17 protein-coding genes are annotated in these 24,210 nt (G+C 41.9%); 12 read left to right on the top strand and 5 right to left on the bottom strand.

Annotated features, from left to right (window positions below; genetic code table 11):
* The first annotated feature begins 10 nt into the window (after positions 1-10).
* The 8 genes from dnaG to C3V44_RS08175 all read left to right on the top strand — a co-directional run bounded on the left by dnaG (position 11) and on the right by C3V44_RS08175 (position 11,091).
* Entirely contained in the window at positions 11-1,981 is a 1,971-nt protein-coding gene (gene dnaG, locus C3V44_RS08125; protein WP_106096128.1) for a DNA primase, read from the top strand.
* A gap of 224 nt (positions 1,982-2,205) precedes the next feature.
* Positions 2,206-2,976, top strand: a complete 771-nt coding sequence (locus C3V44_RS08130; protein ID WP_053581331.1) for a threonine/serine exporter ThrE family protein — start codon at positions 2,206-2,208, stop codon at positions 2,974-2,976.
* Positions 2,963-3,544 (top strand): threonine/serine exporter family protein, encoded by a 582-nt coding sequence (locus C3V44_RS08135; protein ID WP_015782139.1) that lies wholly within the window; start codon positions 2,963-2,965, stop codon positions 3,542-3,544. Before C3V44_RS08130 ends, C3V44_RS08135 begins: the two co-directional genes overlap by 14 nt.
* 24 nt (positions 3,545-3,568) lie before the next feature.
* Positions 3,569-4,294 carry a YggS family pyridoxal phosphate-dependent enzyme gene (locus C3V44_RS08140; RefSeq protein ID WP_106096129.1) on the top strand — a complete coding sequence of 242 codons (726 nt, stop codon included), beginning with the start codon at positions 3,569-3,571 and terminating at the stop codon, positions 4,292-4,294.
* Between the two features lie 423 nt (positions 4,295-4,717).
* Positions 4,718-6,010 carry an MFS transporter gene (locus C3V44_RS08145; RefSeq protein ID WP_106096130.1) on the top strand — a complete coding sequence of 431 codons (1,293 nt, stop codon included), beginning with the start codon at positions 4,718-4,720 and terminating at the stop codon, positions 6,008-6,010.
* A gap of 938 nt (positions 6,011-6,948) precedes the next feature.
* Positions 6,949-7,230, top strand: a complete 282-nt coding sequence (locus C3V44_RS08160) for a hypothetical protein (protein WP_095898524.1) — start codon at positions 6,949-6,951, stop codon at positions 7,228-7,230.
* Between the two features lie 479 nt (positions 7,231-7,709).
* A complete protein-coding gene (gene mutS / locus C3V44_RS08170) occupies positions 7,710-10,292 on the top strand; it encodes a DNA mismatch repair protein MutS (protein ID WP_106096131.1) in 2,583 nt (860 codons plus the stop codon).
* A 136-nt stretch (positions 10,293-10,428) separates the two neighbouring features.
* Positions 10,429-11,091 (top strand): hypothetical protein, encoded by a 663-nt coding sequence (locus tag C3V44_RS08175; RefSeq protein WP_002674423.1) that lies wholly within the window; start codon positions 10,429-10,431, stop codon positions 11,089-11,091.
* Positions 11,092-11,103: 12 nt separating this feature from the next.
* Here the strand turns inward: C3V44_RS08175 and C3V44_RS08180 are convergent, their stop codons facing one another.
* Entirely contained in the window at positions 11,104-11,811 is a 708-nt protein-coding gene (locus C3V44_RS08180) for a response regulator transcription factor (RefSeq protein WP_002675838.1), read from the bottom strand.
* A gap of 88 nt (positions 11,812-11,899) precedes the next feature.
* On the opposite strand from C3V44_RS08180, the gene C3V44_RS08185 reads away from it, so the two are divergent.
* From C3V44_RS08185 to C3V44_RS08205, 4 genes are all read left to right on the top strand, one after another.
* Positions 11,900-14,122, top strand: coding sequence for an FAD-dependent oxidoreductase (locus tag C3V44_RS08185; RefSeq protein WP_016478326.1), 2,223 nt, complete (start codon positions 11,900-11,902; stop codon positions 14,120-14,122).
* 547 nt (positions 14,123-14,669) lie between these two features.
* A complete protein-coding gene (locus C3V44_RS08195) occupies positions 14,670-16,790 on the top strand; it encodes a GH92 family glycosyl hydrolase (protein WP_106096132.1) in 2,121 nt (706 codons plus the stop codon).
* Between the two features lie 366 nt (positions 16,791-17,156).
* A complete protein-coding gene (locus C3V44_RS08200; RefSeq protein WP_016478324.1) occupies positions 17,157-17,801 on the top strand; it encodes a porin family protein in 645 nt (214 codons plus the stop codon).
* A 22-nt stretch (positions 17,802-17,823) separates the two neighbouring features.
* Positions 17,824-18,183: a DUF6567 family protein gene (locus C3V44_RS08205; RefSeq protein ID WP_009420643.1), complete on the top strand. Its 360-nt coding sequence runs from the start codon at positions 17,824-17,826 to the stop codon at positions 18,181-18,183.
* Positions 18,184-18,262: 79 nt separating this feature from the next.
* Here C3V44_RS08205 and C3V44_RS08210 read toward each other — a convergent pair whose 3' ends face one another.
* The 4 genes from C3V44_RS08210 to C3V44_RS08230 form a co-directional block, all read right to left on the bottom strand.
* Entirely contained in the window at positions 18,263-19,474 is a 1,212-nt protein-coding gene (locus C3V44_RS08210) for a beta-ketoacyl synthase (protein ID WP_106096133.1), read from the bottom strand.
* Between the two features lie 832 nt (positions 19,475-20,306).
* Positions 20,307-21,632 carry a class II aldolase/adducin family protein gene (locus C3V44_RS08220; protein ID WP_106096134.1) on the bottom strand — a complete coding sequence of 442 codons (1,326 nt, stop codon included), beginning with the start codon at positions 21,630-21,632 and terminating at the stop codon, positions 20,307-20,309.
* Positions 21,613-22,944 (bottom strand): FGGY-family carbohydrate kinase, encoded by a 1,332-nt coding sequence (locus C3V44_RS08225; protein WP_106096135.1) that lies wholly within the window; start codon positions 22,942-22,944, stop codon positions 21,613-21,615. Before C3V44_RS08225 ends, C3V44_RS08220 begins: the two co-directional genes overlap by 20 nt.
* Positions 22,941-24,206, bottom strand: coding sequence for an L-rhamnose isomerase (locus C3V44_RS08230; protein WP_106096136.1), 1,266 nt, complete (start codon positions 24,204-24,206; stop codon positions 22,941-22,943). Before C3V44_RS08230 ends, C3V44_RS08225 begins: the two co-directional genes overlap by 4 nt.
* Positions 24,207-24,210: the final 4 nt, after the last annotated feature.

Genomic DNA, 24,210 nt, shown 5'->3' on the forward strand with positions numbered 1-24,210 from the left:
CTAAAAAACAGTGATTTCAAAAAATACCATAGATAAAGTATACGACCAAATGCGGGTGGAGGAAGTCATCGGCGACTTCGTCCAACTCAAGCGTGCAGGCTCTAATTATAAAGGATTGAGTCCGTTCTCCAACGAGCGGACGCCTAGCTTTATGGTCTCACCCGTAAAACAAATATGGAAAGACTTCAGTAGTGGCAAAGGCGGGAATGCTATTGCCTTCCTAATGGAGCACGAGCACTTCACCTATCCCGAAGCCATTCGCTATTTGGCTAAAAAATACCATATCGACATTGAAGAAACCCAGCAATCTTCTGAAGAAAAAGCACAAGCCGATGAGCGCGAGAGCCTCTATATTGTCTCAGAATACGCCCAACAATATTTTCAGGATACCCTCTTCAATACCGAAGCCGGTAAGGCTATCGGTATGACCTATTTCAAAGAACGCGGTTTTACTGAGGAAACAATCCAAAAATTCCGCTTAGGCTTCTCCCCCGATGAGTGGACAGCCTTCACCGATAACGCCCTTGCCAAAGGATATCAGTTGGAGTTCTTAGAAAAAACCGGACTCACTATCGTCAATGCCGACCGTAAGTTCGACCGCTTCAAGGGGCGTGTAATGTTCCCCATTCACTCTATGAGCGGACGCGTACTGGGCTTCGGGGGGCGTATCCTTACCAACGACAAGAAACAAGCTAAATACCTCAACTCTCCCGAAAGTGAGATTTACCACAAGAGCAAAGTGCTGTATGGCATCTTCTTCGCCAAACAATCCATCGCCAAAGCCGATAACTGCTATTTAGTTGAAGGCTATACCGATGTGATTCAAATGCACCAAAAGGGTATCGAAAATGTGGTAGCATCAAGCGGAACAGCACTTACACAAGACCAAATCCGTCTTATTCACCGTCTCACACCCAACATCACGGTGCTGTACGATGGTGATGCCGCTGGCTTACGTGCTTCCATTCGTGGGGTAGACCTCATCTTGGAGCAGGGTATGAATGTGAAGGTCTGTACCTTCCCCGAGGGAGACGACCCCGATAGCTTTGCTCGCAAAACTGCCTACGAAGACCTCGTGCTATACCTCGAAAACAACGCTACCGATTTTATTCGCTTCAAAGCCTCCCTCCTAATGCAAGAGGCGCAGAACGACCCCATCAAAAAAGCCGAAACCATACGCGATATGGTAGAGAGTATCTCTAAAATCCCCGACCTTATCAAGCGGGAAGTATATGTGCGCGAGTGCGCTACCATTATGGATATCTCGGAACAAGTGCTCTTCTCTACTTTGGCGCAAATTCTCAAAAAGGACTTTTATGAAGGACAAAAAGTAGAGCGTAAGCAATCTACTATGCAAGTGGTACAAACGCCAGAAGAGGCTCAAAAACGCACAATAAACCGTTTGGAGGTGTTAGAGCACGATTTAATAAAGATTCTTCTTTCCAAAGGGAATGAAGACTGTGTTTTCACCGATACTATTCTGGTAGAAGAAGAAAACGGCGACCTCAAAGAAAAACAAGTACAGCAAACCCTCAAAGTTTACGAAAAAGTATTCCTCGAACTTCAAGAAGACGAAATAGAGTTCGCTAACCCCGATTTCAAGCAGATATATGACCAACTAATGACAATGTTCCAAGAAGATGCTTCCTATGATGTGAGTAGGCTTGCAAACGAACTTCCTGTGGAACTCAGTGCTAAGGTATCCGATTTGGAAATGGAAGACGAGTTTAGACATTTAGACAATTGGTTGAAACGAGATATTGTAGCAAAGGAGAAAGACAGAGACCTCAATAGAATTATCTCGGATATCATTCTAAATATTCGTTTGCTATTAATAATGCACCTCATCAACAATTTAGCAGAGAAAACACGTACTGAAATAACAGATGAAGAACGCAAAAGCATTATGGAAGAGGTCATAGGCTATAACCAACTAAAAACAATATTAGGCAAGCGCTTAAATGTGATAGTAAATTATTAAATCTTCACCTTTTTGCCATTCTTCATTATTTTTGTACTTTTGCACTTTGTAACGAGAACTATAATATTTAGAAATTATTTGCTTTATGTTACTTGCAATTTACTTTTGCTTGCCAGAAAGACATTCTCTTAGAAGAAAACAGCAAGGAATACCAAAAGCTATTCGTCCGAACAGTCTGACAAGCCCTATAACTAACCTCTTAAGAACTAACGTCTAAAATATATATGAAGCCCATTGAACGAGCGGCACGCCTTTTTGCCGATATCAACGAACTGCTAATTTCCAGCGGTGCCAATACCCGTAGGGTAGAACGCAATGTAGAACGCATTTCTAATGCGCTGAACTACCATTGCGAGAACTTCTATTCACATTCGGCTATCGTGCTAACAATACAGGACAAAAGCACAGGCGAAAAAGAAACTATCGTGCGTTCTATCCCGCATCACGGGGTAAACTTCAGTGCGATTTCCGATATTAGTATTCTATCGTGGGAGGCTATCGAAAAGAAACTCCCTATTGAGGAAATCGAGGAGCAGGTAGCTACCATCAAAGCGCGTCCGCATTACAATATGTATGTAATGTGGTTTTTTGTATCGATAGCAGGAGGCTCATTAGCCTACGTATTTGGCAAAGAAAACGCAAGTTATGCCGAGTTCGCTATGTCGTTTCTCGCTACTTTATTAGGGTTAGCAGGCAGACGAGTGTTGCAGTTACGCAAGTTCAATGTGTATATCTGTTGGGGTTGGGCTGCTTTCGTATCGGTAGCTGTGATGAGCATCTTCCGCTTGCTTGGCGTACAAGACTATCACAATGCCTTGGCAGCTTGTGTATTGTGGTTAGTGCCTGGGGTACCTCTTATCAATGGCTTTATCGATATGCTCTCAGGCTGTATTGTAGCAGGAATTGCTAAACTCACTCACGCTGCTATTTTAGTGTTTATGATTTCATTAGGTTTTTATTTAGCTTTACTATTATTCGGTTATGAACTTCCTTGATATATTTTTAGGTTTAGCAGAACGCATCTTTTGGTCGATGTGGATTTCTATCGGTTTTGCTTTATTGTTTAACACACCACGTCGTGCTTTATGGATAACCGGTGTATTAGGCGGTATAGGGTGGGGTATTAAGTTCCTTCTATTAGCAACCTTAATGCCCGAACAAATCGTGATTACTTCTTTTCTGGGGGCTTGTGTGGTAGGGCTCTTAGCGGTGTATTTCGCCCACCGTGTACACACACCTCCTATTGTGTTTACCATCCCCGCCGTAATTAATATGATTCCTGGTAAATACGGCTATGAGTTTATGATGAAAATCATACAAATAGTAACCGTTGAAACCCCACAAGACGAAACATTAGATTTACTCTACCAAACCTTCAAACTCGGTTTACAAACAGGCTTTATTACTATGTGCTTAGCCTTTGGGGTGATTGCTCCTATGCTGTTATTTAACACCTACTCGGTAAAAGGTAAAGACCTAAACGACCTCATCAAACGTCGCCTCTTGCGCAAGAAAGCTGAAGGCAATTTACCAAAGGAAGAAGTGGAGAATGAACCGATATAGTTAATTAATAATTGACAATTAAAAATGGAAAATATATTACAAAACATCGCCTTAGTACAACAACGTATTACCAACACTTGTGAGCGGGTAGGTCGCAAGCCGGAGGAAGTAAAACTCCTCTTGGCTACTAAAACGGTAACTCCTGAGCGCATCAAAGTAGCATTAAATGCAGGATATACGCTCATCGCCGAAAACAAAGTGCAAGAGCTCAAGGAGAAGTATGAAGCGCTGAAAGATACCCCACATACCAATCATTTTATCGGTCATTTACAAACAAATAAGATAAAAGATATTTTGCGTTACGAAGTGAGTTGTGTAGAATCGGTAGACCGCCTCGATTTAGCCCAAAAACTCCACAACCGTTTGGAGAGTGAAGGTAAGGAACTCGATATCTTTATTCAGGTGAATACCTCTAACGAAGAAAGCAAGTTTGGTGCCGACCCCTTTGAGGTGCTCAATCTTGTAAAGCAAGTGGCTACAATGCCTACCCTACATATCAAAGGACTGATGACTATCGGTCTGTTTAGTGCCGAAACCGAAAAGGTGCGCGCCTGCTTTAAACTCCTTAAACATCTCCAACAAGAGATTATTGCTCTCAACCTCCCTAATGTAGACCCCCGAGAACTCTCAATGGGAATGAGTGGCGACCTCGAAACCGCTATTGAAGAAGGTGCCACTATCGTGCGGGTTGGTACCGCTATCTTCGGTAAGCGCATCTACCCCGATAGCTACTATTGGAATGAAAAATAGTCGTTAGCCGTTAATGATTATTCTTTAAGCCTTTAGCTATCGGTATCGAACACATTCGAATAGTCTGACTCGTCCGCATCAAAACTTTGGCAAAGTTTCAACTGTCCTTCGTGCTACGACCCTCCCTCCATTTTCTAATTTTTCTTCCTTTTTTCTTCTTCCACTGGCGTGAGCTTTTAACTCGTGTCCCTATTTATTAATTTCTTAATTTTCTGATTTTTAACTTCTAACACCTAACATCTAATATATTTCATAAATAAACCTTAAAAAAGTTTTCGTTTTTGTTGTGTTTTATATTTTCTTTATTTACTTTTGCCCCACTATTTACTAACTACAGTAGTTAATAGGAGAAATAAGTAATTTCTAACAACTAATTCCCTTCTCCTATTCCCTATTTTCTAAAATAATAAATAACTAAAAATAATGGAACACCAAAATCAACAAAACAAAAGTTACGCATTACCCATTGCGATGATGTTCGCCTTATTCTTTATGATATCATTCGTAACGGGCTTACAAAACCCTTTCGGGGTAATTGTAAAAAACCAATTTATGGCAAGCAACCTCGAATCACAATTGGGGAACTTAGCCAACTTTATCGCTTATGCCTTTATGGGGATTCCAGCAGGGCTAATGCTACAACGCATCGGTTATAAGAAAACTGCTTTAACAGCTATTGCCGTAGGCTTCGTTGGCGTTTGTATTACTTTCCTTTCAGGTAATTTGGGTAGCTTTGGAGTGTACCTCACTGGGGCATTTATCTCAGGCTTCTCTATGTGTATGCTGAACGTGGTAGTAAACCCAATGCTCAACACCCTCGGGGGTGGTGGCAAACGCGGTAACCAACTCTTGCAATTCGGAGGCGCTATCAACTCTATCGGGGCAACTATCGTACCCGTATTAGTAGGGTACCTCATCGGTACTATCAGCGCCGATACTTCTATTGCCGATGCCAACCCTGCCCTCTTCTTAGCAATGGGTATCTTCGCTTTGGCATTTATTGTACTTGCCCTAATGCAAATACCCGAACCTCACGCAGCGGTAAAACAAAAAGATGTAACCGATAAACACAGTCCACTATCTTTCCGTCACTTTATATTAGGAGCGATAGCTATCTTCCTTTACGTAGGGATTGAAGTAGGAATTCCCAACATCGCAAACCTTTTTATGACCAGTAGTCCAGAAATGAACGGCTTAGCAATAGATACCACTATTGCGGGTTCAGTAGTAGGTACCTATTGGTTCCTGATGTTCATCGGTCGTCTTACCGGAGGTTCATTAGGAGCGAAGTTTTCAAGCAAAGGAATGCTTACTTTTGTATCTTCCTTAGGAATTCTTTTTGTTATCTTAGCTATATTAATACCCGAAACACAAATGGTAAATATGCCTGTGTTCAAATCTGATATCTCTTTTGGGTTAGCCGAAGTGCCAATAAGCATAATGTTCCTCATTCTTTGTGGCTTGTGTACCTCAGTAATGTGGGGAGGTATTTTTAACCTCGCTACCGAAGGTTTGGGTAAATATACAGCCGCTGCGTCAGGTATCTTTATGGCGATGGTATGCGGGGGTGGTATTTTGCCAGCTATCCAAGGTTGGGCTGCCGATGCTTTTGGTTATATCCAAAGTTACTGGGTAATTGTATTAGCATTGCTATTCCTCTTGTATTATGCCCTCGTAGGTAGTAAAAATGTAAATACCGATATCAACGTAGATTAATAATCAAATTTCCCTAAGTTAGAAGAAAGACTGTTTCCACTTTTAGTGGGGCAGTCTTTCCTATTTTCTCTCCTAAAATTTTTTCAAGCTTCTCTCATACAGCAAATTTTCCCTTCGTTCTATCTTCACTCAAAGCCCGTCATTCGCAATTTGCCTTTGATTGAGTATTATTGGCATTTTTAATATTGTGGTGTTAAATACGTTTTGTCTTTCCTTGTTACAATACTTTGCCAAAGTTTTAAATTACCTATGTGGCTCGCTCCTTTGGCAAAGTTATACTGTATCTCGTGTTACGACCTCCCATTACCTTCGTGATTCGTCTTTCGTCATTCTTCATTTCTTTCTTTTTTCCGTCACTACATTCCCCCTTTGAAAGTAGCCAGTGACAGCTGGGTATGTGCACCGCGATAGCGGAGTATGTGAGAAGGGGAAGGTTTCTATTACACTTTTCCCTTATTACTTATGGCCTAAGACCTCATACTTTCCCATTTACTAATTTTCTAATTTGCTAATTCCCTAATTATCCATTCTCCTTTCCGTCATACTCCCCCTAGTGCCTATGGCCTAAGGCCTATCACCTCTTCCCTTTTCTTTCACCTCGAAACCCCGTTTTTAACATTTTTACCCCTGTTGTATTATAATGTTAATCAACTATTTATACACCCTTTCTATATCAATCGTCCAAGATTCGTATAAGCTTCCTATAAGCTCTCTATAAGCTAACCCCACCCTTCTTACACCCTTTTTTCATCAAAAACCCTACTTCCCCTCTTTTGAATTTCTCCGTTTCCTTCCGCTCTCTCTAACCTATCCGATTTGTTCAACAAGTCTGACCTGTCAAAAAACGATTTTTATCACTACTCATTTTCTCATTTCTTAATTTCCTTATTTGCTCATTTGCTAATTATCTTGTATCTTTGCCGAAAATAGAAAATATTATGCCTTACACAATTACCATTGCTGATAACAATCCACAAGCACTACACCTTGTGAGATATCTTAAAACACTCGATTTTGTAAAAGTTACAAAGCAAAAAGAACCTAAGTATTCTCAGGAAGTGTTGGACGCTTCTAAAGTGTTAAAAATGACCCCTGAGGAAATCGTAGAAGCTGCTAAAGAAGAAGAAATGACCCCTGAGGATTACGCGTTTGTGATGACAATCTCTAAGAAGATAAATCACAATATAGCTAAACGTTGGGATGAACATTTTAATATTTAATATGATATGATTATCATTGCCGACAGTAACATTTTTATGAGTGTTCTTATAAACCCCTCTGGTCATAAAGCTTTAATATTCGCTGAAAGGAAAAAGGTTACGGACATTTCTTTACCTCTACAGAAGAATTGAGCGAACATCTCTACAAAAAATAAAACCTCTAATTTACTTATTTCAGTTGAAGAAACTCTCCTCCCACATAAAGGATATGCTATATGTTTTGTTGCTTCCTCTGTTTTTCATCGCTATATTGAGCCGCTTTTTTAATAGTACATCTTCGCACTATTCTCGAATGGATATTCTCGCCCATAAAAAAAATAAGCCTATTTATCCGCAGTCCAATTTTATAGTCACTGTAATTTGCTAATTTTCAAATTAGCTAATTAACAAATTATTACTATCTTTGCCCAAAAATACAAAACGTTATTATAATAGCCCGTGCAACTCGCACCAAATTAGCTAATTGACAAATTAATACTATGGCAAAAGAAACCCCCTTGATGAAGCAGTACAATCAGATAAAAAGCAAATATCCTGATGCTTTACTGCTGTTCAGGGTAGGCGATTTCTACGAAACCTTCGGTGAAGATGCCGTAAAAGCCGCTCATACCCTCGACATTGTGCTCACCAACCGCAACAACGGTACCGAGCGCAGTGAATTAGCGGGTTTTCCTTACCATTCTATCAATACCTATCTTCCTAAGCTCGTAAAAGCGGGCTACCGCGTGGCAATATGCGACCAGCTCGAAGACCCTAAACTTGTGAAAGGCATTGTAAAGCGAGGTGTTACCGAACTCGTTACCCCAGGAGTTGCCCTCAACGACGATATATTGCAAAGCAAGAGCAATAACTTCTTAGCCTCAGTATGGTTGGGCAAACAAGACTGCGGTGCAGCTTTCCTCGATGTTTCTACGGGTGAGTTCTTGGTAGCACAAGGCGATAAAACCTATATCGATAAGCTCTTGCAGAACTTCCGCCCTAGCGAACTGCTCGTTGCTAAACACCAAAAAAAGGAATTTGCTGAGCATTTTGGCGACGACTTTCACTGTTTCTACTTAGAAGACTGGGTCTTTAAAGACGATTATGCCCAGCAGGTACTTACCAAACACTTCCAAACCAACTCTCTCAAAGGCTTTGGCGTAGACGAACTCACCGAAGCGATTCTTACCGCAGGGGCTATCCTCTACTACTTATCCGAAACCCAACACCACCAACTCCAACACATTACTGCCATTCAGCGCATCGCCGAAGAGGCTTACGTATGGCTCGACAAGTTCACCATTCGCAATTTGGAACTCTATGCGGGCAATACCACCCCCTCGGTGAGTTTGCTCGATGTGATTGATAAAACGCTATCGCCTATGGGTAGCCGTACCCTCAAACGCTGGTTGGCGTTACCGCTCAAGAAGTTAGACAAAATCCGTCAGCGTCACGAGGTGGTCGATTACTTTTTGAAACACATCGATGTATTAGAGCAGGTGAAAACTGCCTTCAGTCGTATGGGCGACATCGAACGACTGATTTCTAAGGTCGCTACTCTTAAAATCAATCCGCGGGAAGTAGTGCAATTGCGCGCTTCTTTGGAACATATCCCCCTGATAAAACAGTTGTGTTTGGCTTCTGCCAATGAATCGCTTACTCTTTTAGGCGACAAGCTCCACAGTTGCGAACAGCTCAGTGCGCGCATTGCCGAAACACTCAATGAAGATGCTCCTGTGAACATCGCCAAAGGCAATGCTATCGCCAAAGGTTTTTCGGCAGAATTGGACGAACTACGCGGACTCTCGCATTCGGGTAAAAGTTATTTAGACGATTTGCTCTTGCGCGAAAGCCAACGCACAGGTATTCCTTCTCTGAAAATAGATAACAACAACGTGTTTGGCTACTATATCGAAGTACGCAACACTCATAAAGATAAAGTCCCGTCTGATTGGATACGCAAGCAAACCCTTGTGAATGCCGAGCGTTATATCACCGGAGAACTCAAAGAATACGAAGCCAAAATATTAGGTGCTGAAGAAAAAATCGCTCAGTTAGAGCAATCGTTATATGCCGAACTGATTGCTTTTATCAATGAGTATATTGGTCAGGTACAAACGAATGCTACGCTTATCGGTCAGCTGGATTGCCTCTGTGGTTTTGCTACTTTGGCGATGGAAAACAACTATCACCGCCCCGAGATGAACGAGGGGTACGCCATTGACATTAAGGATGGTCGCCACCCTGTGATTGAAAAGCAACTACCCGTAGGTACGCCCTACATTGCCAACGATGTGTATTTAGACCGCGAACGCCAGCAAATCATAATGATTACCGGACCTAATATGTCGGGTAAATCGGCTATCTTACGACAAACCGCCCTAATAGTCCTCTTGGCACAGATAGGTAGTTTTGTGCCTGCTGCTAGTGCTCAATTAGGTATAGTTGATAAGATATTCACCCGCGTAGGGGCAAGCGATAACATTTCTATGGGTGAATCTACTTTTATGGTCGAGATGAATGAGGCAGCCCTCATTTTGAACAACATCTCCGATAGAAGTTTGGTGCTCTTGGACGAAATCGGGCGTGGTACTAGCACCTATGATGGTATTTCCATAGCGTGGGCAATCGCCGAATATTTGCACGAGCACCCTAGCAAAGCCAAAACCCTTTTTGCTACCCACTATCACGAACTCAACGAGATGAGTGAGCAGTTCGAGCGCATCAAGAATTACAATGTATCGGTAAAAGAAACCAAAGACAGCGTACTTTTCTTGCGCAAACTCACCGAGGGCGGTTCAGCGCACAGTTTTGGGATACACGTAGCTAAAATGGCGGGAATGCCTCAATATGTGATTCAGAAGGCGAATAAAATGCTTAAAAAGCTCGAGGAGAGTCATAATGTAGTACCCACTGCCGAAGTGGTTAAAAACGCCCAAAAAGAAATGCAATTGAGCTTCTTTGATATGAACGATCCACTCTTAGAAGCCCTAAAAGAAGATTTACTCAGTCTCGACATCAACACCCTCACCCCCGTAGAGGCACTGATGAAGCTCAACGAAATGAGAAAACGAATTAGCTAATTAGCAAATATGAAAATTAGCAAATAAGTAGTGCTACAAATTTTGCCAAAGTTTCAAATTGCCTGTGCGGCTCGCACCTTTGCCAAAGTTAGAAACCTACCCCCTGACACCTAACACCTAAAAAACAATAATAAAAATGAAAAAAACAATTTACACACTTTGTGCAGGCGTATTTGCACTGCTTACAATTGTTGGATGCTCTAAATCAGGTGACAACGACAGCAAAAAGGACAAGGACAAAAATACTACTGAAGTTACAAACTTCAACATTCCTAAGGAAGCTAAAGCCATTCTGCCCGACAAAACTCTTACCGAAATGGTTGCCAACGGAATGACCATTCACGAAGGAACTAATCCACCTAATATCGAGGGTATCTATTTGCTCGACAACCTCAAATTCCTTTACACCAGCGACCCCCACGACAATGCCTTTACCAAAGGAGATCCAGCTGCCGATTATAAATATAAGTTTTATGATCAACAAGGAGTAAAGGTAAAATCGAATTACAAAGCACTGAAATTTGGTGTGTTTGATACAGCTACAGGCTCTGGAGCTATCATTTCAGGTAGCGGTAACAAGTTTACCGTTTTCCTAAACCACGCTGCTAATACAGAAGGTGTAAAGAATAACGATGTAACTCTAATTTCAGGTGAACTCACATCTCAAGGTATCAAGAATTTGGTTTATGTGCTAACAGTTACTCAAAAAGAAGATAGTAACAATAAAATAATGAAAGTAGGTACCTATCGTATTTTCACTCACTACGAAAGTATCGCTCAAAAACAAACAGCGTATTAAACCTGTTACTTATCACAATATTCCTTTCCTTCTCGCTATATCAATCGCTTCTATAAGGCTTTCTACATTGAACTTTTCCCGTATATTTTGCCGGTGTCTATTCACTGTGTAAGTGCTGATGAACAATTGTTCAGCTATTTCTTTGCTCGAAAAACCTTGAGAGGCAAGTGTGAGTATTTCCTTCTCCCGCGGCGTAAGTGCAAAAGCTTTCTCTTCTTCTATTTTTATGGGAATAATCTCCCCTGTTATACAGTGTTTCATTTGCACCCTTACCGGCAAACTCTCCGATTGGTCAGGGGCAATTTCTATAATGCCTAAGGCGAGGTAATTATCGTCAGTAACTTCTAATAGTTGCACCTCGTTAGTCACGCGCCCATAAGTGCCATCGGTTGCCATTCCGCGATAGTCGTAAATGTATTTGTAGTGCACTTGTTCTTCTTTGGGTAAGGACGATAGAAACTCGTAAATCTTCTCATCTATGAGCTCTTTCATCTCCAAATCATCGGGGTGAATGCGTCGTTTTAGCGGATAATCTTGTATTTCGTTACTGTTGTTCTTAGGAATATCGTCGTAACCAAAGAGTTTAAACTTATCGGAAATAAAATAGAAATGCTCGTTTTTATCTACTATAAAAACAGCATTATTCCCTATTTTTGCAAGCATTTCGGCATAAGGGATATACTTCTGTGCCAAGATTTCCATAGAAGCTGAGGTGCTCATCGTCAATTAAAAATGGTTATTTTTGCGTATTGCCACACTTGCGCAACCGCCGTAATTTTGCCCCAAAATTAATAATTATTTCTCAAAGATGAAAAATTACAATAGTATTATTATAGGTAGTGGCTTGGGCGGACTCATCGCTGGAGCTACTTTGGCACTCTGGGGCAAGAAGGTAATTGTGCTCGAACAACACTATATCGCGGGTGGTTGTGCTACTGCTTTTAAGCGCAAAGATTACTTAATGGAAGTAGGTTTGCACGAAATCGACGGACTCCACGAAACCGACCCTAAACGTCCTATCTTAGAACTTTTAGGGGTGTTTGATGAAGTAGAATTTCTAAAAGTACCCGAATTCTACCATTTGAAGAAGCAAAACTTCCAGTGTACTTTGCATCACGGGGCAGAAACCAAAGAAAAACTCATCGCCGATTTTCCCGATAGCAAAGCCGAAATCGAACGCTTTTTTGGACTCATCAATAGGCTTTACGCCGAAATGCGCCGGCTCCCCCGCAACAAATGGCTCAATATATTGCTCTACCCGCTGATGCCTTTCTTGATTCCCACGATCATCAAAACTTCTACAATGAACACAGGTGATTGGCTGGATGCAAATATCAAAAATGAAGCGCTCAAAAACGTGCTCACGGCTAATTTGGGTTATTATACTGATGACCCTTATAACCTCTCGCTGATGTACTTCCTGATGGCACAAGGTAGCTATCTAAACGGAGGGGGCAACTTCGTGAAAGGGGGTTCGCAATCGCTGTCTAACTACTTGGTGCGCTTTATTGAAAAACGTGGCGGACAAGTGCTTACAGGTAAATTCGTAGAAGAGATTTTGGTGGAAAACAACCAAGCGGTGGGGGTGAGCTATCGCGATACGTTCAACAGTTCGACAGCTAAACAATCGCTCTATGCCGATAGTGTGGTCGCCAATGCCGCCCAACCTATGGTCGCCCAGATGCTCCCCGAGCCTTATCGCTCTAAATTAGCACAAAAGGTAGCGCCTTTAGAACTCGCCTGTTCCTTGCTCACCATTTATTTGGGTTTCAATACCGATTTGAAAAAACTCGGCGTAAATCATTATTCTACCATCATTCAAGGTCAAAAAGACTATAAACTGAAAGATGTAAAAGCCGATTCGCAAGGTGATTGGGCTCAAAAATCATTTACTTTTGTGAATTACGGAATGGTAGATGCCCAGTTAGCTCCTGAGGGAAAGACGGTAGGAGTAATTTGTGCCATTGATTACCTCAAAGAATGGGAAGGACTCAGCGAAGCAGAATATCAGCAGAAGAAGGAAAGAGTCGCACAGTTGTTTTTAGCGCGTTTAGAAGCTGAATTCCCCACTATTCTTGATTACTTGGAGTATTATGAGGTAGCGACTGCCAAAACGATAAAAAGATACACTTTAAACCCACAAGGTACCCCCTATGGTTATGTGCAATCGGTGAAACAAATTTACCCTAAACGCGATAAGCTCACCACTTCACCGCTGAAAAACTTGTACTTTGCCTCAGCTTGGGCGCCTTCAGGTGGGGGGTATTCAGGGGCGATTTACAGCGGTTTTATGACGGCAAACAAGATGAAAACCCAAGTGAAATGGCGTGACTACGCACCCTCAACTCTCACCGATGAACGCTGCGTAAAACTCTTAGCCAAAGACTTCATCGCTGATAATACTATCTTGCTCACTTTTGAAAAACCTAAAGATTTGGAATATAAAGCAGGGCAGTATGCCGTTTTGCGCCTCGATAACCCTCGTTATACCGCATTGGATATACCTTTGCGTCCGCTTTCAATGGTCTCTCATCCTAAAGATGACACTTTGCAGTTCGCAATGCACCTCAGCGATAGCAGTTTTAAGAAAAGTGTTGCCGCAATGGCGATAGGCGAAACAGCTACGATATTCGCCCCTATGGGTAATTTCACTCTTAAAGCGAAAAATAAGCGCATCGTGTTCCTCGCCTCAGGCATTGGCATTACCCCCGTACTCCCGATGCTCAAAACTTTAGCACAACAGCAATTTGCAGGTGAAGTAGTAGTGTTTTACTCCAATAAAACCAAAGCCTCAGCCGCTTTTCACAGCGATTTACAACACAGCACTTTAGCTAATTATACCTATCTGCCTGTGTTCACCGCCACCCAAAAGCGCCTCAACGCTGATTTCTTAAAGGAGCATCTCCACATCCTCACCGATTGTGAGTATTACATCGTGGGAACCAATAGCTTTACCAAAGCAATGCAGGAACTCCTTCTTAACGAAAAAGTCCCTGCAGAGTTTATTTTTAAAGATGATTTCGGAGGGTAAATTTATAGTTACATAAAAAACTTTGGCAAAGTCTCTACTCGCCTGTCGTGCCACGACCTCGCACCTGCCTGTATAACTCGCATTACTTTTCCGTCACCACATTCCCCTCTCCTTTGGAGAGGGACGGGGTGAGGATTCCTTTTCTTTCGCCTCGAAACCCCGTTTTTAACATTTTTTTGTATTGTTGTATCACATTACAAATCAACCACTTATACACCCTTTCTATACCAATCTTCCAAGATTCGTATAAGCTTCCTATAAGCTCTCTATAAGCTAACCCCACCCTCCTTACACCCTTTTTTCACCAAAAACCCTCCCTCCTCTCTTCCGAACTTTTCCGTTTCCTTCCGAACTCCTCAAACCTCCACCATTTTCTAATTCTCTAATCTGCTAATTTTCTCTGCCTGCCGTGCTACGGCTACCTGTGCGGCTCGCACCTTTGGCAAAGTTAATTATCAGTATTTCTAGTATTTTCTGGCATTATTGGCATTTTTTGGCATTATCAGTATTATTTCCTATCTTTGCAACTCATAACTCTCAATCCTATATGAAACCATACTTTTACCTTTTAGCATTTGCCCTTACGGCTTGCCACAACGCGTCAGAACAAAAAGAGTTGCCTAAAAAGCAACTCACCAATTACGTAAATCCGTTTATCGGTACCGATGGTACGGGTAACACCTACCCAGGAGCGATGACTCCCTTCGGAATGGTGCAACTAAGCCCTGATATAGGTATCCCTGGCTGGGACAGAATTTCGGGTTACTTCTATCCCGATAGCATTATTACCGGCTTTTCACACACCCACCTCTCAGGTACGGGTGCGGGCGACCTCTACGATGTGCTGATAATGCCTACCAATAGCAGGTTTAACGAGCGCATAAAAGCAAACAATCGTTTGCCTTTCTCGGTCTTCTCTCACAAACACGAAACTGCTACGGCTGGCTATTACAGTGTCGATTTGCTGAGTTATGGTATCAAAGCTGAACTTACCGCCACTCCTCGTGTAGGAGTGCAACGCTATACTTTTCCTAACGACGAACAGTCTAAAATTACAATAGATTTAGGTTATAGCATCAACTGGGATAAACCTACCGAAACCTATCTAAAAGTGGTGGATAATACAACTTTGGAAGGCTATCGCTTTTCTACCGGTTGGGCACGTAACCAAAAGGTGTATTTCGTCATCAAACTCTCCAAACCTTTTGCTGATAAAGAATTTACAGAAGAAAAAGAAAACGGCAAGAGCAACCGTTCTAAAATTGTACTCCGCTATGCTACCGCCGATAATGAAGCCATTGTAGTGAAAACAGCTCTCTCTATGCATAGCATTGCAGAAGCGTATAAAAATATGGAAGTTGAAGCGTCTCACTTTACTTTCGACGACTATCGCGAGACAGCTCGCAATCTATGGGAGAAGCAGTTGCAGAAGATTACGGTAGAAGGCGGTAATGAGGAGCAAAAAACGATTTTCTATACAATGCTCTACCAATCGATGTTGGCGCCTAATCTTTTCAGCGATGTCGATGCACCCAAAAAGCGTTATGATACTTTTTCTCTTTGGGATACTTTCCGTGCGGCTCACCCTCTCTATACCTTGTTGCACCGCGCAGCTTCCGCCGATTTTATCAGTAGTTTTTTGGCACACTACCGCGAAAATGGTGCGCTACCGGTATGGAGTATGCAAGGAGGTGAAACCAATATGATGATAGGCTATCACGCTGTGCCTATTATCGTAGATGCGTATTTTAAGAAAATCCCGATGGATATTCCTTTGGCTTACGAGGCTTGCAAGCAAAGTGCAATGGTAAACGAACGCGAAATCGACTTATATAAGCAATATGGCTATGTGCCTTACGATTTAGATAAATCCGATGAAAACTGGTCGGTGTCCAAAACCTTAGAATACGCTTACGACGATTGGTGTATTGCACAATTTGCCAAAGCTTTGAATAAAAAAGAAGATGAGGCTTACTTTGCCAAACGCGCTGAAAACTGGCGTAATCTCTTCGACGAAAAAACTACTTTCTTCCGTCCTAAGGATAGCAAAGGACAATTCATCAAGCCTTTTAACCCCAAAGATTATAGTAAATACTTCTGCGAAAGCAACGCTTGGCATTATCGTTGGTTTGTGCCACAAAATATCGAAGGATTGCGCGATGCAATGGGAGGCATTAAGGCTTTTGAACAAAAACTCGACTCGATGTTCACTTTGGCAGTTACCGCCGATGAAAAGCTGCCTATTTTTAGTACTGGTATGATAGGGCAGTATGTGCACGGCAATGAACCGAGTCATCACGTGGCTTACCTCTATCACTTTACAGCTCACCCCGAAAAAACTACCCAGCGCGTTACCGAAATATTGAACACTCAATACAAAAACACACCCGACGGACATTGTGGTAATGAGGACTGCGGACAGATGAGCAGTTGGTATGTGCTTTCAGCCTTAGGTTTGTATCCTCTTAACCCTGCCAACAGCAGGTATTATCTAAGTGAACCGCTATTCGATAAAGCTACGTTGCATTTAGAGAACGGCAAGACTTTTACGATTGAAAAAAGAAAAGACAGCAAAGCAAAAATACTACTCAACGACAAACCGCTGAATAGAGGATATATTACTTATGAAGAAATTATTGCAGGAGGACGTTTAGAGTTTAAGAAATAAAGAACCTTGATTTAGTCGCTTACATAAAAATAAACACAATTTCATTTTGCTAATATAAAAGTAATAACTAATTTTGCATCGTCTAATGATATAGACGACCAACAAGACAATTTACATAAAACATAAAAAGCGTTAGTTTTTTATTCTATTTTTAAGAGAATCTGGTAAATTCACGAAGTACTTAGGATAAATGACGAGAACGCTCACGCTTAGGCGTGGGCTTTTCTTTTATTTATATAGTATTTCAGCCATACCAGAGGCTTCTTAAAAGTATAAATGAAAGCTAAAAGTCCTCGCTTTTTCTTTTCTAATAATATCTTTACTTTTAGGGCTTGGTGAACTAACCTATTAATTTCAAATTATCTTATGAATAAAAAACTTCTATTATTCACATTGGTAGCCCTTACTTCTATTACTTTACTGAAAGCCCAAGCAGTAAAATGGGGTATTAGAGGAGGTGTAAATGTCTCTACTTACTCCTTGGAGAATAAACATTTTGAATACACCACGTATTATCCTGCTGAAAGGCACTCAGTAGATGTAAAATCAGCAGTTGGAACTGGTTTTCACTTAGGAGGATTTGAGGAATATCAGTTTTATGAAAACTTCTTCTTAGATGCGGGTTTAATGTTTTCTACTCAAACAAGTAAGATTAAAGAGAGTGGGAAACACAACGACTCTTTTAAAATTAGAATGTCTGAAATAAGCCTACCTTTATGGTTAAAGTATGACATCAACAACTTTCGTCCTAAATTAGGCATAAGTTTAGATTATAGCTATTATCACATTAGAGATGTACCTTTCTATTTAAGTAGGTCAGCTGAAAGTATTTTTGGTGCTTCATTGGGAATAGGTTGTGAATATCATTTTCTTATGGGTCTTTTTGTTGATGCAAACTTTAAATATGGTTTAACAAGTTTGGAAAGTACAAAATCTTATTATGAAGGAGGAGCTCGTTTTTTGGGCTTAAACAAACGCATTATTCAATTAGGTATAGGTTACAAGTTTTAATAATCAATAATCAAATCATTATATGAAGAAAGTAATTTTATTTGGTACTTTAGCACTATTATTAGTGAGTTGTGGTGTAAGTAATGGACTGACATACAACCAGAATAGTCACACTACACAAGTAGTATTATCTAAAAACAATTTTAAAGTAGTGGAACACGTGAAAGGAGAAGCTACTAATGATTATTTTTTGTTTTTTGGAGGAGGTAGAAAAGCTCTTATAGAGAAAGCCCGTGCCGAAATGCTCAAAAATGCTAATTTGGTAGGAACTTCAAGAGCTGTTATTAATGAAACGGTAGAAGCACATTCTTTCCTATTTTTTATAGGGACAAAATACACTGTTACTGTTTCGGCTGATGTAATAGAATTTACAGAAGAATGATAGTGATTTTTGTAATATCAGAAGCCCCCTTTGTACAAAGGGGGCTTCTGATATTTTTTAATTGTTTGTGAGGCTTATTCTAAATGCTCTTCACAACTAAAGCAGAATTAGTACCTCCGAAGCCAAAAGAGTTGCTCAAAAAGGCTTTAATAGGGCGTTCTACAGTTTCGGGAATAATATTTAGCTTAGCAGAAGCTTCATCGGGGGTTTCAAAATTGATATTAGGAGCAATAAAGCTGTTTTGCATCATCAGTACTGAATATATCACTTCGCTAGCTCCTGCCATCCAGCACTCGTGTCCGGTCATTGATTTGGTGGAACTCACAGGAATATTACTGCCAAAAATCTCATAAATTGCCTTTGCTTCGTTGGCATCGCCTATGGGGGTAGAAGTGGCGTGCGCATTGATATAGTCGATTTCACTGGCTTGTATTCCTGCATTTTTGAGGGCGCGTGCCATAGCACGGGCAGGTCCTTCTACATTGGGTGTAGAGATATGTCCGCCATTAGACGAAAAGCCGTAGCCTACCACCTCAGCAATTGGGGTTGCCCCACGCCTCATCGCCGACTCGTAACTCTCCAACACCAAAGTAGCTGCCCCTCCACTGGGTACTAAGCCGTCTCTACTGGCATCGAAAGGACGAGAAGCCAAAGTGGGTTCGTCCTCACGCATTGAGAAGACCCCAAGACCATCGAAACTGCCCATACTGTACTTATTGATTTCTTGAGCTCCGCCACATATTACGCAGTCTTGCATACCACTTTGGATAAGCAAGTAGCCTAAGCCTACCGAATGCGACCCACTAGCACAAGCGGCACTGATACTCATATTTACCCCTCGCAATTGGAAGAGAGTAGAGAGGTTCATCGTTACGGTAGAGTTCATCGTACGGAATACCGCCCCAGAGCCTACGAGGGTAGTATCTTTCTTCTCTCTTATCTTATCGTTTGTAAGAATTACCGACTCGGCTACACTGTCGTTGCCGTAGAGGATTCCCACTTCGTTTTGTTGTAAGAAATCGCTATCGATACCGGCATTTTTAAGCGCTTCGAGGGTTGCCATATAGGCGAACTCGCTTTCTTGTCCCATAGAAATACGCTCGCGACGACCTAAGAGTCCTTTTAGGTCGGGGTTTTCTACAAATCCTGTCAGCGCCGACCGATAGCCGTATTCTTTGCGTTCGGGCAAGAAAACAATACCCGATTTTCCTTGATATAACGAATCGCGCACTTCGCCCAGTGAAGTGCCTATACAGGAATAAATACCCATTCCGGTGATAACTACTCTCATAATAATTGACAGTTGACAATTGATAATTAACAAAGTGGGGCAAAGGTAAGAAATAATACTGATAATGCCAAATAATGCCAATAATGCCAGAAATGCTGATAATTAACTTTGCCAAAGGTGCGAGCCGCACAGGCAGTGCGAGCCAAAGCCAGCGAGAGCTCACAGCTGGGTATGTGGGGGCTGTTAAATTAGCAGATTAGCAAATGTAGAGGATTGAGGGGTTCGGAAGATATCGGAGAAGTTCGGAAGAGAGGAGGGGGGCTTTTTGGTGAAAAAAGAGTGTAAGGAGGGTGGGGTTAGCTTATAGAGAGCTTATAGGAAGCTTATACGAATCTTGGACGATTGGTATAGAAAGGGTATATAAATGGTTGAATAATAGCGTAATACAACACGGGTAAAAATGTTAAAAAGAGGGTTTCGATACGAAAGAAAAGGGAAGAGGTGATAGGCCTTAGGCCATAGGCAATAGGGATAATATCCCCCTATTCACATACTCCGCTCTCGCGGACTTCCCTTCAAAGGGGGAGTGTAGTGACGGGAAAGCGAAAGAAATGACGAATGACGAGAGGCAAATGACGAAGGAAATGTGATGAAAATCTCTTGCTGGCTATCTTCAAAAGGGGGAATGTGGCGAGTCATTTATTCGGTAAGCCCCCGAACCCCCGAAGGGGGACAAGCTAGAAAAGGAGGCAAACCTCTTCCTAGTGCACATACCCAGTTGCGAGCTCTCGTTGGCTACCTTCAAGGGGGGCGTAGCACAATAGGCAAGGTGAACCTCTCGGACAAATAGAAACTTTGGCTAAATTTAGAATGCATATATTTGTTAATTTATTTAGCAGATTCTCATCACAGCCTTAAAATACTCGCGCAATTCTGCTACTTGAGCATCGTTGATGGCTACCATTTTGCCCATACTTATCCCTTGTACGATAGATTTCGCGCTGCATTCGGCTACTTCCAAATAGTCGAAGGCTTTCATTAGTGAAGCACCTACTACTACAGCAGTGGCATTGCGCACTATTACGGCAGTACTTCCTTTTTTGATAAACGCTCTTATGTCTTCCCCCTCATTTTCTTGCCATAAAGAACTTACAGGTACATTGTGTACATCTTGTAAGAAAATCCAGCTTTCGGGGATGGTTCTCACATTGAAATACTCATCGGTAATGCCAAAGGACATCAAATAGGGCGGTTGTGAGCAAATGATAGCATTCACATCGGGGTTTTCATTGTATATTTTTTGATGTAACCAAGTGTACTCACTGGGGGTTTTGCCAGCTTCGGCTTTGCCTTTTTTTATCTGCACCAATTGAGCAGGAGTAAGTTCCCAACGTGAGGTTTGCGCAGGAGTAATCAGAAAATCGTTACCCTCGGTACGCGCTGAAATTGTGCCTGCACTACTGAACATCAGGTTGTGGTTACAACCGCGGTAGATAAGCTTACAAATCTCGCTGCGCAATGCTTTTTCTACAGAAGTATAAGACATAGTGGGATAAGTAGGCTTTGTAGTAGGCAATTGGTTATAATAACTGTCTATCTGCTCATCGGTAAGGGGTTGTGCTTTGCCTATCAAGCTACTATAAAGCCCCATAGCCGCACAAAATTCAAAGGTTTCAAATCGCGCGTAGGCATCTACTATATCACTGCCACCAAGTACAGTCCCGTGGTTTTCCATTATGATAGCTTTCACTTTGGGGTTGCTAAACTGCTGGGCATTGACAGCTCCCAATGCCTCACTACCAGGGAGCTCATAAGGTGCATAACCTATCTCACCACAAGTTCTTTTTGCTTGCAAGGTGAGATTAGCTTCAGGTTTTTGGCGAATAATGCTATACGATACTAAGGCGGGGGGGTGAGCGTGGATAAGCGCTTTGAGGTCGGGGCGCATTTGATAAATTGCGCGGTGGAAAGGGTATTCTGATGAGGGTTTGTGTTTACCCACTATTTCTCCATTCTTTTTTACACACATAATATCATCGGGGGTGAGGTTGCCTTTGTCGATGCCCGAAGGGGAAATCCACAAGTCCCCAGCTTCATCTATTACCGAGATATTTCCGCCAGAGAGGGTAGTGAGCCCGCGTTCATAGATGCGGGTCATTGCAATAACTATTTGTTCTTTGGGGTGTAGCATTTGGCTATCAAGAGTTTTGTGATTCATTGTCGTAAAGGTTTAAAAGGTGAAAAGGAGTGATTTGTTTGAGTCCTAAGTTGATAGGAGGAATTACGTTGCCCATTGCTGCTGAGGTGAGCAAAGCCCCTCCAAAGGCAGTAGCGTTGTCTATTTGCGAAACGTACACTTGCTTATCGCTGAAATAAGTTGCCAGCAAACGTGTGTACAAAGGACTGCGCGCAAAGCCTCCTGTAATGTATATAGACTCAAAATCACTATTCTCGCTGATGAGTTGCATTTTCTCTACCGAACATTTCAGCAAATTGAGCATTAAAGCGTGATAGGCTTCATTGAAGTTGCTTGGCTTCTTCTGGCTAAGGCAATCTCTAAATATAGTTTCATCGGCTTGTACCGTTTTGTAACTATTAGCAGGCAATTGGTATTGCGCGGCTAAGCGTTCAGCTTCTACTTGGTGGATATGCCCCATAAACAAACGTGACGATTTTACAGGCTTTTGTTTTACCGAAAGGAAACACAGCGCATCATTCTTCAGTTGGTTTTCGGTGAGAGGTTCGTGATTAAAAGGATTCATAAAGATGCTCCAGGTACCAGTAGAAATCAGTATAAACTTACTTTTAGAAGTTTCTAAGTAAGGAATCAGCGAGGCAGAACTGTCATGCAAGCCACTGCCTACTTGTACCTCCTCGCCATTTATTACAACGGACTGCAAGTTCAAATTGCTTTCAGGCGTAGGGAGAGTGAGTTGTTCATCGGCGAGCCAAGGGTGGTACTGCTGGTGGTCAAAATCCCACATAGCTGTATGGCAACCTATGGAAGTGTACTCGGAGGTGATTTTGCCTGTAAAGAGATAACTGAGGTATTGAGGAAAGTGCAGAATATGCTTTACACGAGCAAATACTTCTGACTTTTGTCGCTTGAGCCACAAGACTTGTAAGCCGGCATTGAGCATTCCTAAGGCAGGAGAAGCGGTTTGACGGCTAAATTCGTCTATTCCTCCGTAACGCTCGTAAAAGTTGTTTAATACTTCTTTAGGCATCTCTTTGAGGTAGTTGTACAAAGGGGTAAGTCGTTTTCCATTTTCATCTAAATACACCAAAGTAGCACCATAAGTAGTGAAATTGAGCGCTTTGATGCGGTATTCCCCCTCTTTAACCACCCTATTGAGTGAGTTGTAAATCCAAGAGGTCATTGCATCGATATCATCACAAGGAAAGCCGTCGTCATCAGTAATTTCAGGAAAAACCTTCTCTTGTTGTGCTACAAGAGAGAGGTTTTCACTGAAGAGCAACATTTTTTTATTGGTTTTACCAATATCGAATATAGCGATTACATCGGTCATAGTCTTTTCTTTAGTTCGGTGTTCTCGTATTGCTGAATGTCAGTGATATAATCTTCGGCTACTGGTACGTTATTTAACATACACCAATAGTCGTATACCGCTCCAAAAGGTTTAGTTTTTAGAAGTTCGAGAAACGCAAGGCGCTCGAAATACTGCTGTTTTTCTTCTAAAGCCTTGAGCTTTTCGGTAGGTTCGAGCAGAGCGAAGAGGAATGCTAATTGGGCAGCTCTCACGCCCGTAACGTAAGCACCTATACGATTAATGCTGGCATCGAAATAATCTAAACCAATATGCACGCGACTGAGGTAGTGATTGCGTACAATTTCTTGAGCGATGAGCTGAATTTCATCGTTGAAAGTAACCACGTGGTCACTATCCCAACGCACAGGGCGAGTAACGTGCAAGAGAATTTCATCAACAAACTGCAATACAGCCGAAATCTTGTCGCCTACTTGTTCTGTAGGATGGAAGTGTCCGTTGTCTAAACACACCATCTTATTGTTTTTTACGGCATACGCCAAATAGAATTCATTAGAACCTACAGTCATTGCCTCTACCCCTATCCCAAAGAGTTTGCTTTCTACAGCGTCTAAGAGGTGTGCTTTAGGAAATTCTTCGGCAAAGATTTCGTCTAACGATTGTTTAAGGAGGGCACGATGCGCATTCCTATCAATAGGCATATCTTTAGAACCATCGGGAATCCAAATATTGTTTACACAAGGCGAACCGAGCTGTTTGCCTATTTCGGCAGCGATACGGCGACTTCTTTTCACGTGTTCTACCCAAAATTGACGAACAGATTCGTCTTTACTCGAAAGAGTAAAACCTGTAGCCGCTTTAGGGTGAGAAAAACAAGTAGGGTTGAAATCGATACCAATACCTAACTGTTTAGCCCAGTCGATCCAGCTCTGGAAGTGTTTGAGCTCTATCTGGTCTCTATCGACAGTAACTCCTTGGAAATCTCCGTAGATAGCGTGGAGGTTCAGGCGTTGTTTACCAGGGAGCAATCGCAATACTTCCTCTATATCTCGGCGCAATTGAGCAATAGTAGTCGCTTTACCGGGATAGTTACCTGTAGCTTGAATGCCCCCGCTAAGGGCTTGTTGTGATGATTCAAAACCTACTACATCGTCGGCTTGCCAGCAGTGCAAACTGATGTTCACTTGTTTCATTGCTTTGAGGGCAGCATCGGTATCTACACCTATAGCTGCATACATTTCTTTAGCGAGTTCATACGCTTTTTTAATGTTTCCAGTTTTCATATTT

The organism is Capnocytophaga sp. oral taxon 864 (assembly GCF_002998835.1).
GTDB lineage: Bacteria > Bacteroidota > Bacteroidia > Flavobacteriales > Flavobacteriaceae > Capnocytophaga > Capnocytophaga ochracea.

Bases quoted from the DNA above. Each gene is read 5' to 3' on its own strand.
- C3V44_RS08130 (WP_053581331.1), top strand. From the start codon at position 2,206: ATGAAGCCCATTGAACGAGCGGCACGCCTTTTTGCCGATATCAACGAA.
- C3V44_RS08135 (WP_015782139.1), top strand. From the start codon at position 2,963: ATGAACTTCCTTGATATATTTTTAGGTTTAGCAGAACGCATCTTTTGG.
- C3V44_RS08140 (WP_106096129.1), top strand. From the start codon at position 3,569: ATGGAAAATATATTACAAAACATCGCCTTAGTACAACAACGTATTACC.
- C3V44_RS08145 (WP_106096130.1), top strand. From the start codon at position 4,718: ATGGAACACCAAAATCAACAAAACAAAAGTTACGCATTACCCATTGCG.
- C3V44_RS08160 (WP_095898524.1), top strand. From the start codon at position 6,949: ATGCCTTACACAATTACCATTGCTGATAACAATCCACAAGCACTACAC.
- mutS (WP_106096131.1), top strand. From the start codon at position 7,710: ATGGCAAAAGAAACCCCCTTGATGAAGCAGTACAATCAGATAAAAAGC.
- C3V44_RS08175 (WP_002674423.1), top strand. From the start codon at position 10,429: ATGAAAAAAACAATTTACACACTTTGTGCAGGCGTATTTGCACTGCTT.
- C3V44_RS08180 (WP_002675838.1), bottom strand. From the start codon at position 11,811: ATGAGCACCTCAGCTTCTATGGAAATCTTGGCACAGAAGTATATCCCT.
- C3V44_RS08185 (WP_016478326.1), top strand. From the start codon at position 11,900: ATGAAAAATTACAATAGTATTATTATAGGTAGTGGCTTGGGCGGACTC.
- C3V44_RS08195 (WP_106096132.1), top strand. From the start codon at position 14,670: ATGAAACCATACTTTTACCTTTTAGCATTTGCCCTTACGGCTTGCCAC.
- C3V44_RS08200 (WP_016478324.1), top strand. From the start codon at position 17,157: ATGAATAAAAAACTTCTATTATTCACATTGGTAGCCCTTACTTCTATT.
- C3V44_RS08205 (WP_009420643.1), top strand. From the start codon at position 17,824: ATGAAGAAAGTAATTTTATTTGGTACTTTAGCACTATTATTAGTGAGT.
- C3V44_RS08210 (WP_106096133.1), bottom strand. From the start codon at position 19,474: ATGAGAGTAGTTATCACCGGAATGGGTATTTATTCCTGTATAGGCACT.
- C3V44_RS08220 (WP_106096134.1), bottom strand. From the start codon at position 21,632: ATGAATCACAAAACTCTTGATAGCCAAATGCTACACCCCAAAGAACAA.
- C3V44_RS08225 (WP_106096135.1), bottom strand. From the start codon at position 22,944: ATGACCGATGTAATCGCTATATTCGATATTGGTAAAACCAATAAAAAA.
- C3V44_RS08230 (WP_106096136.1), bottom strand. From the start codon at position 24,206: ATGAAAACTGGAAACATTAAAAAAGCGTATGAACTCGCTAAAGAAATG.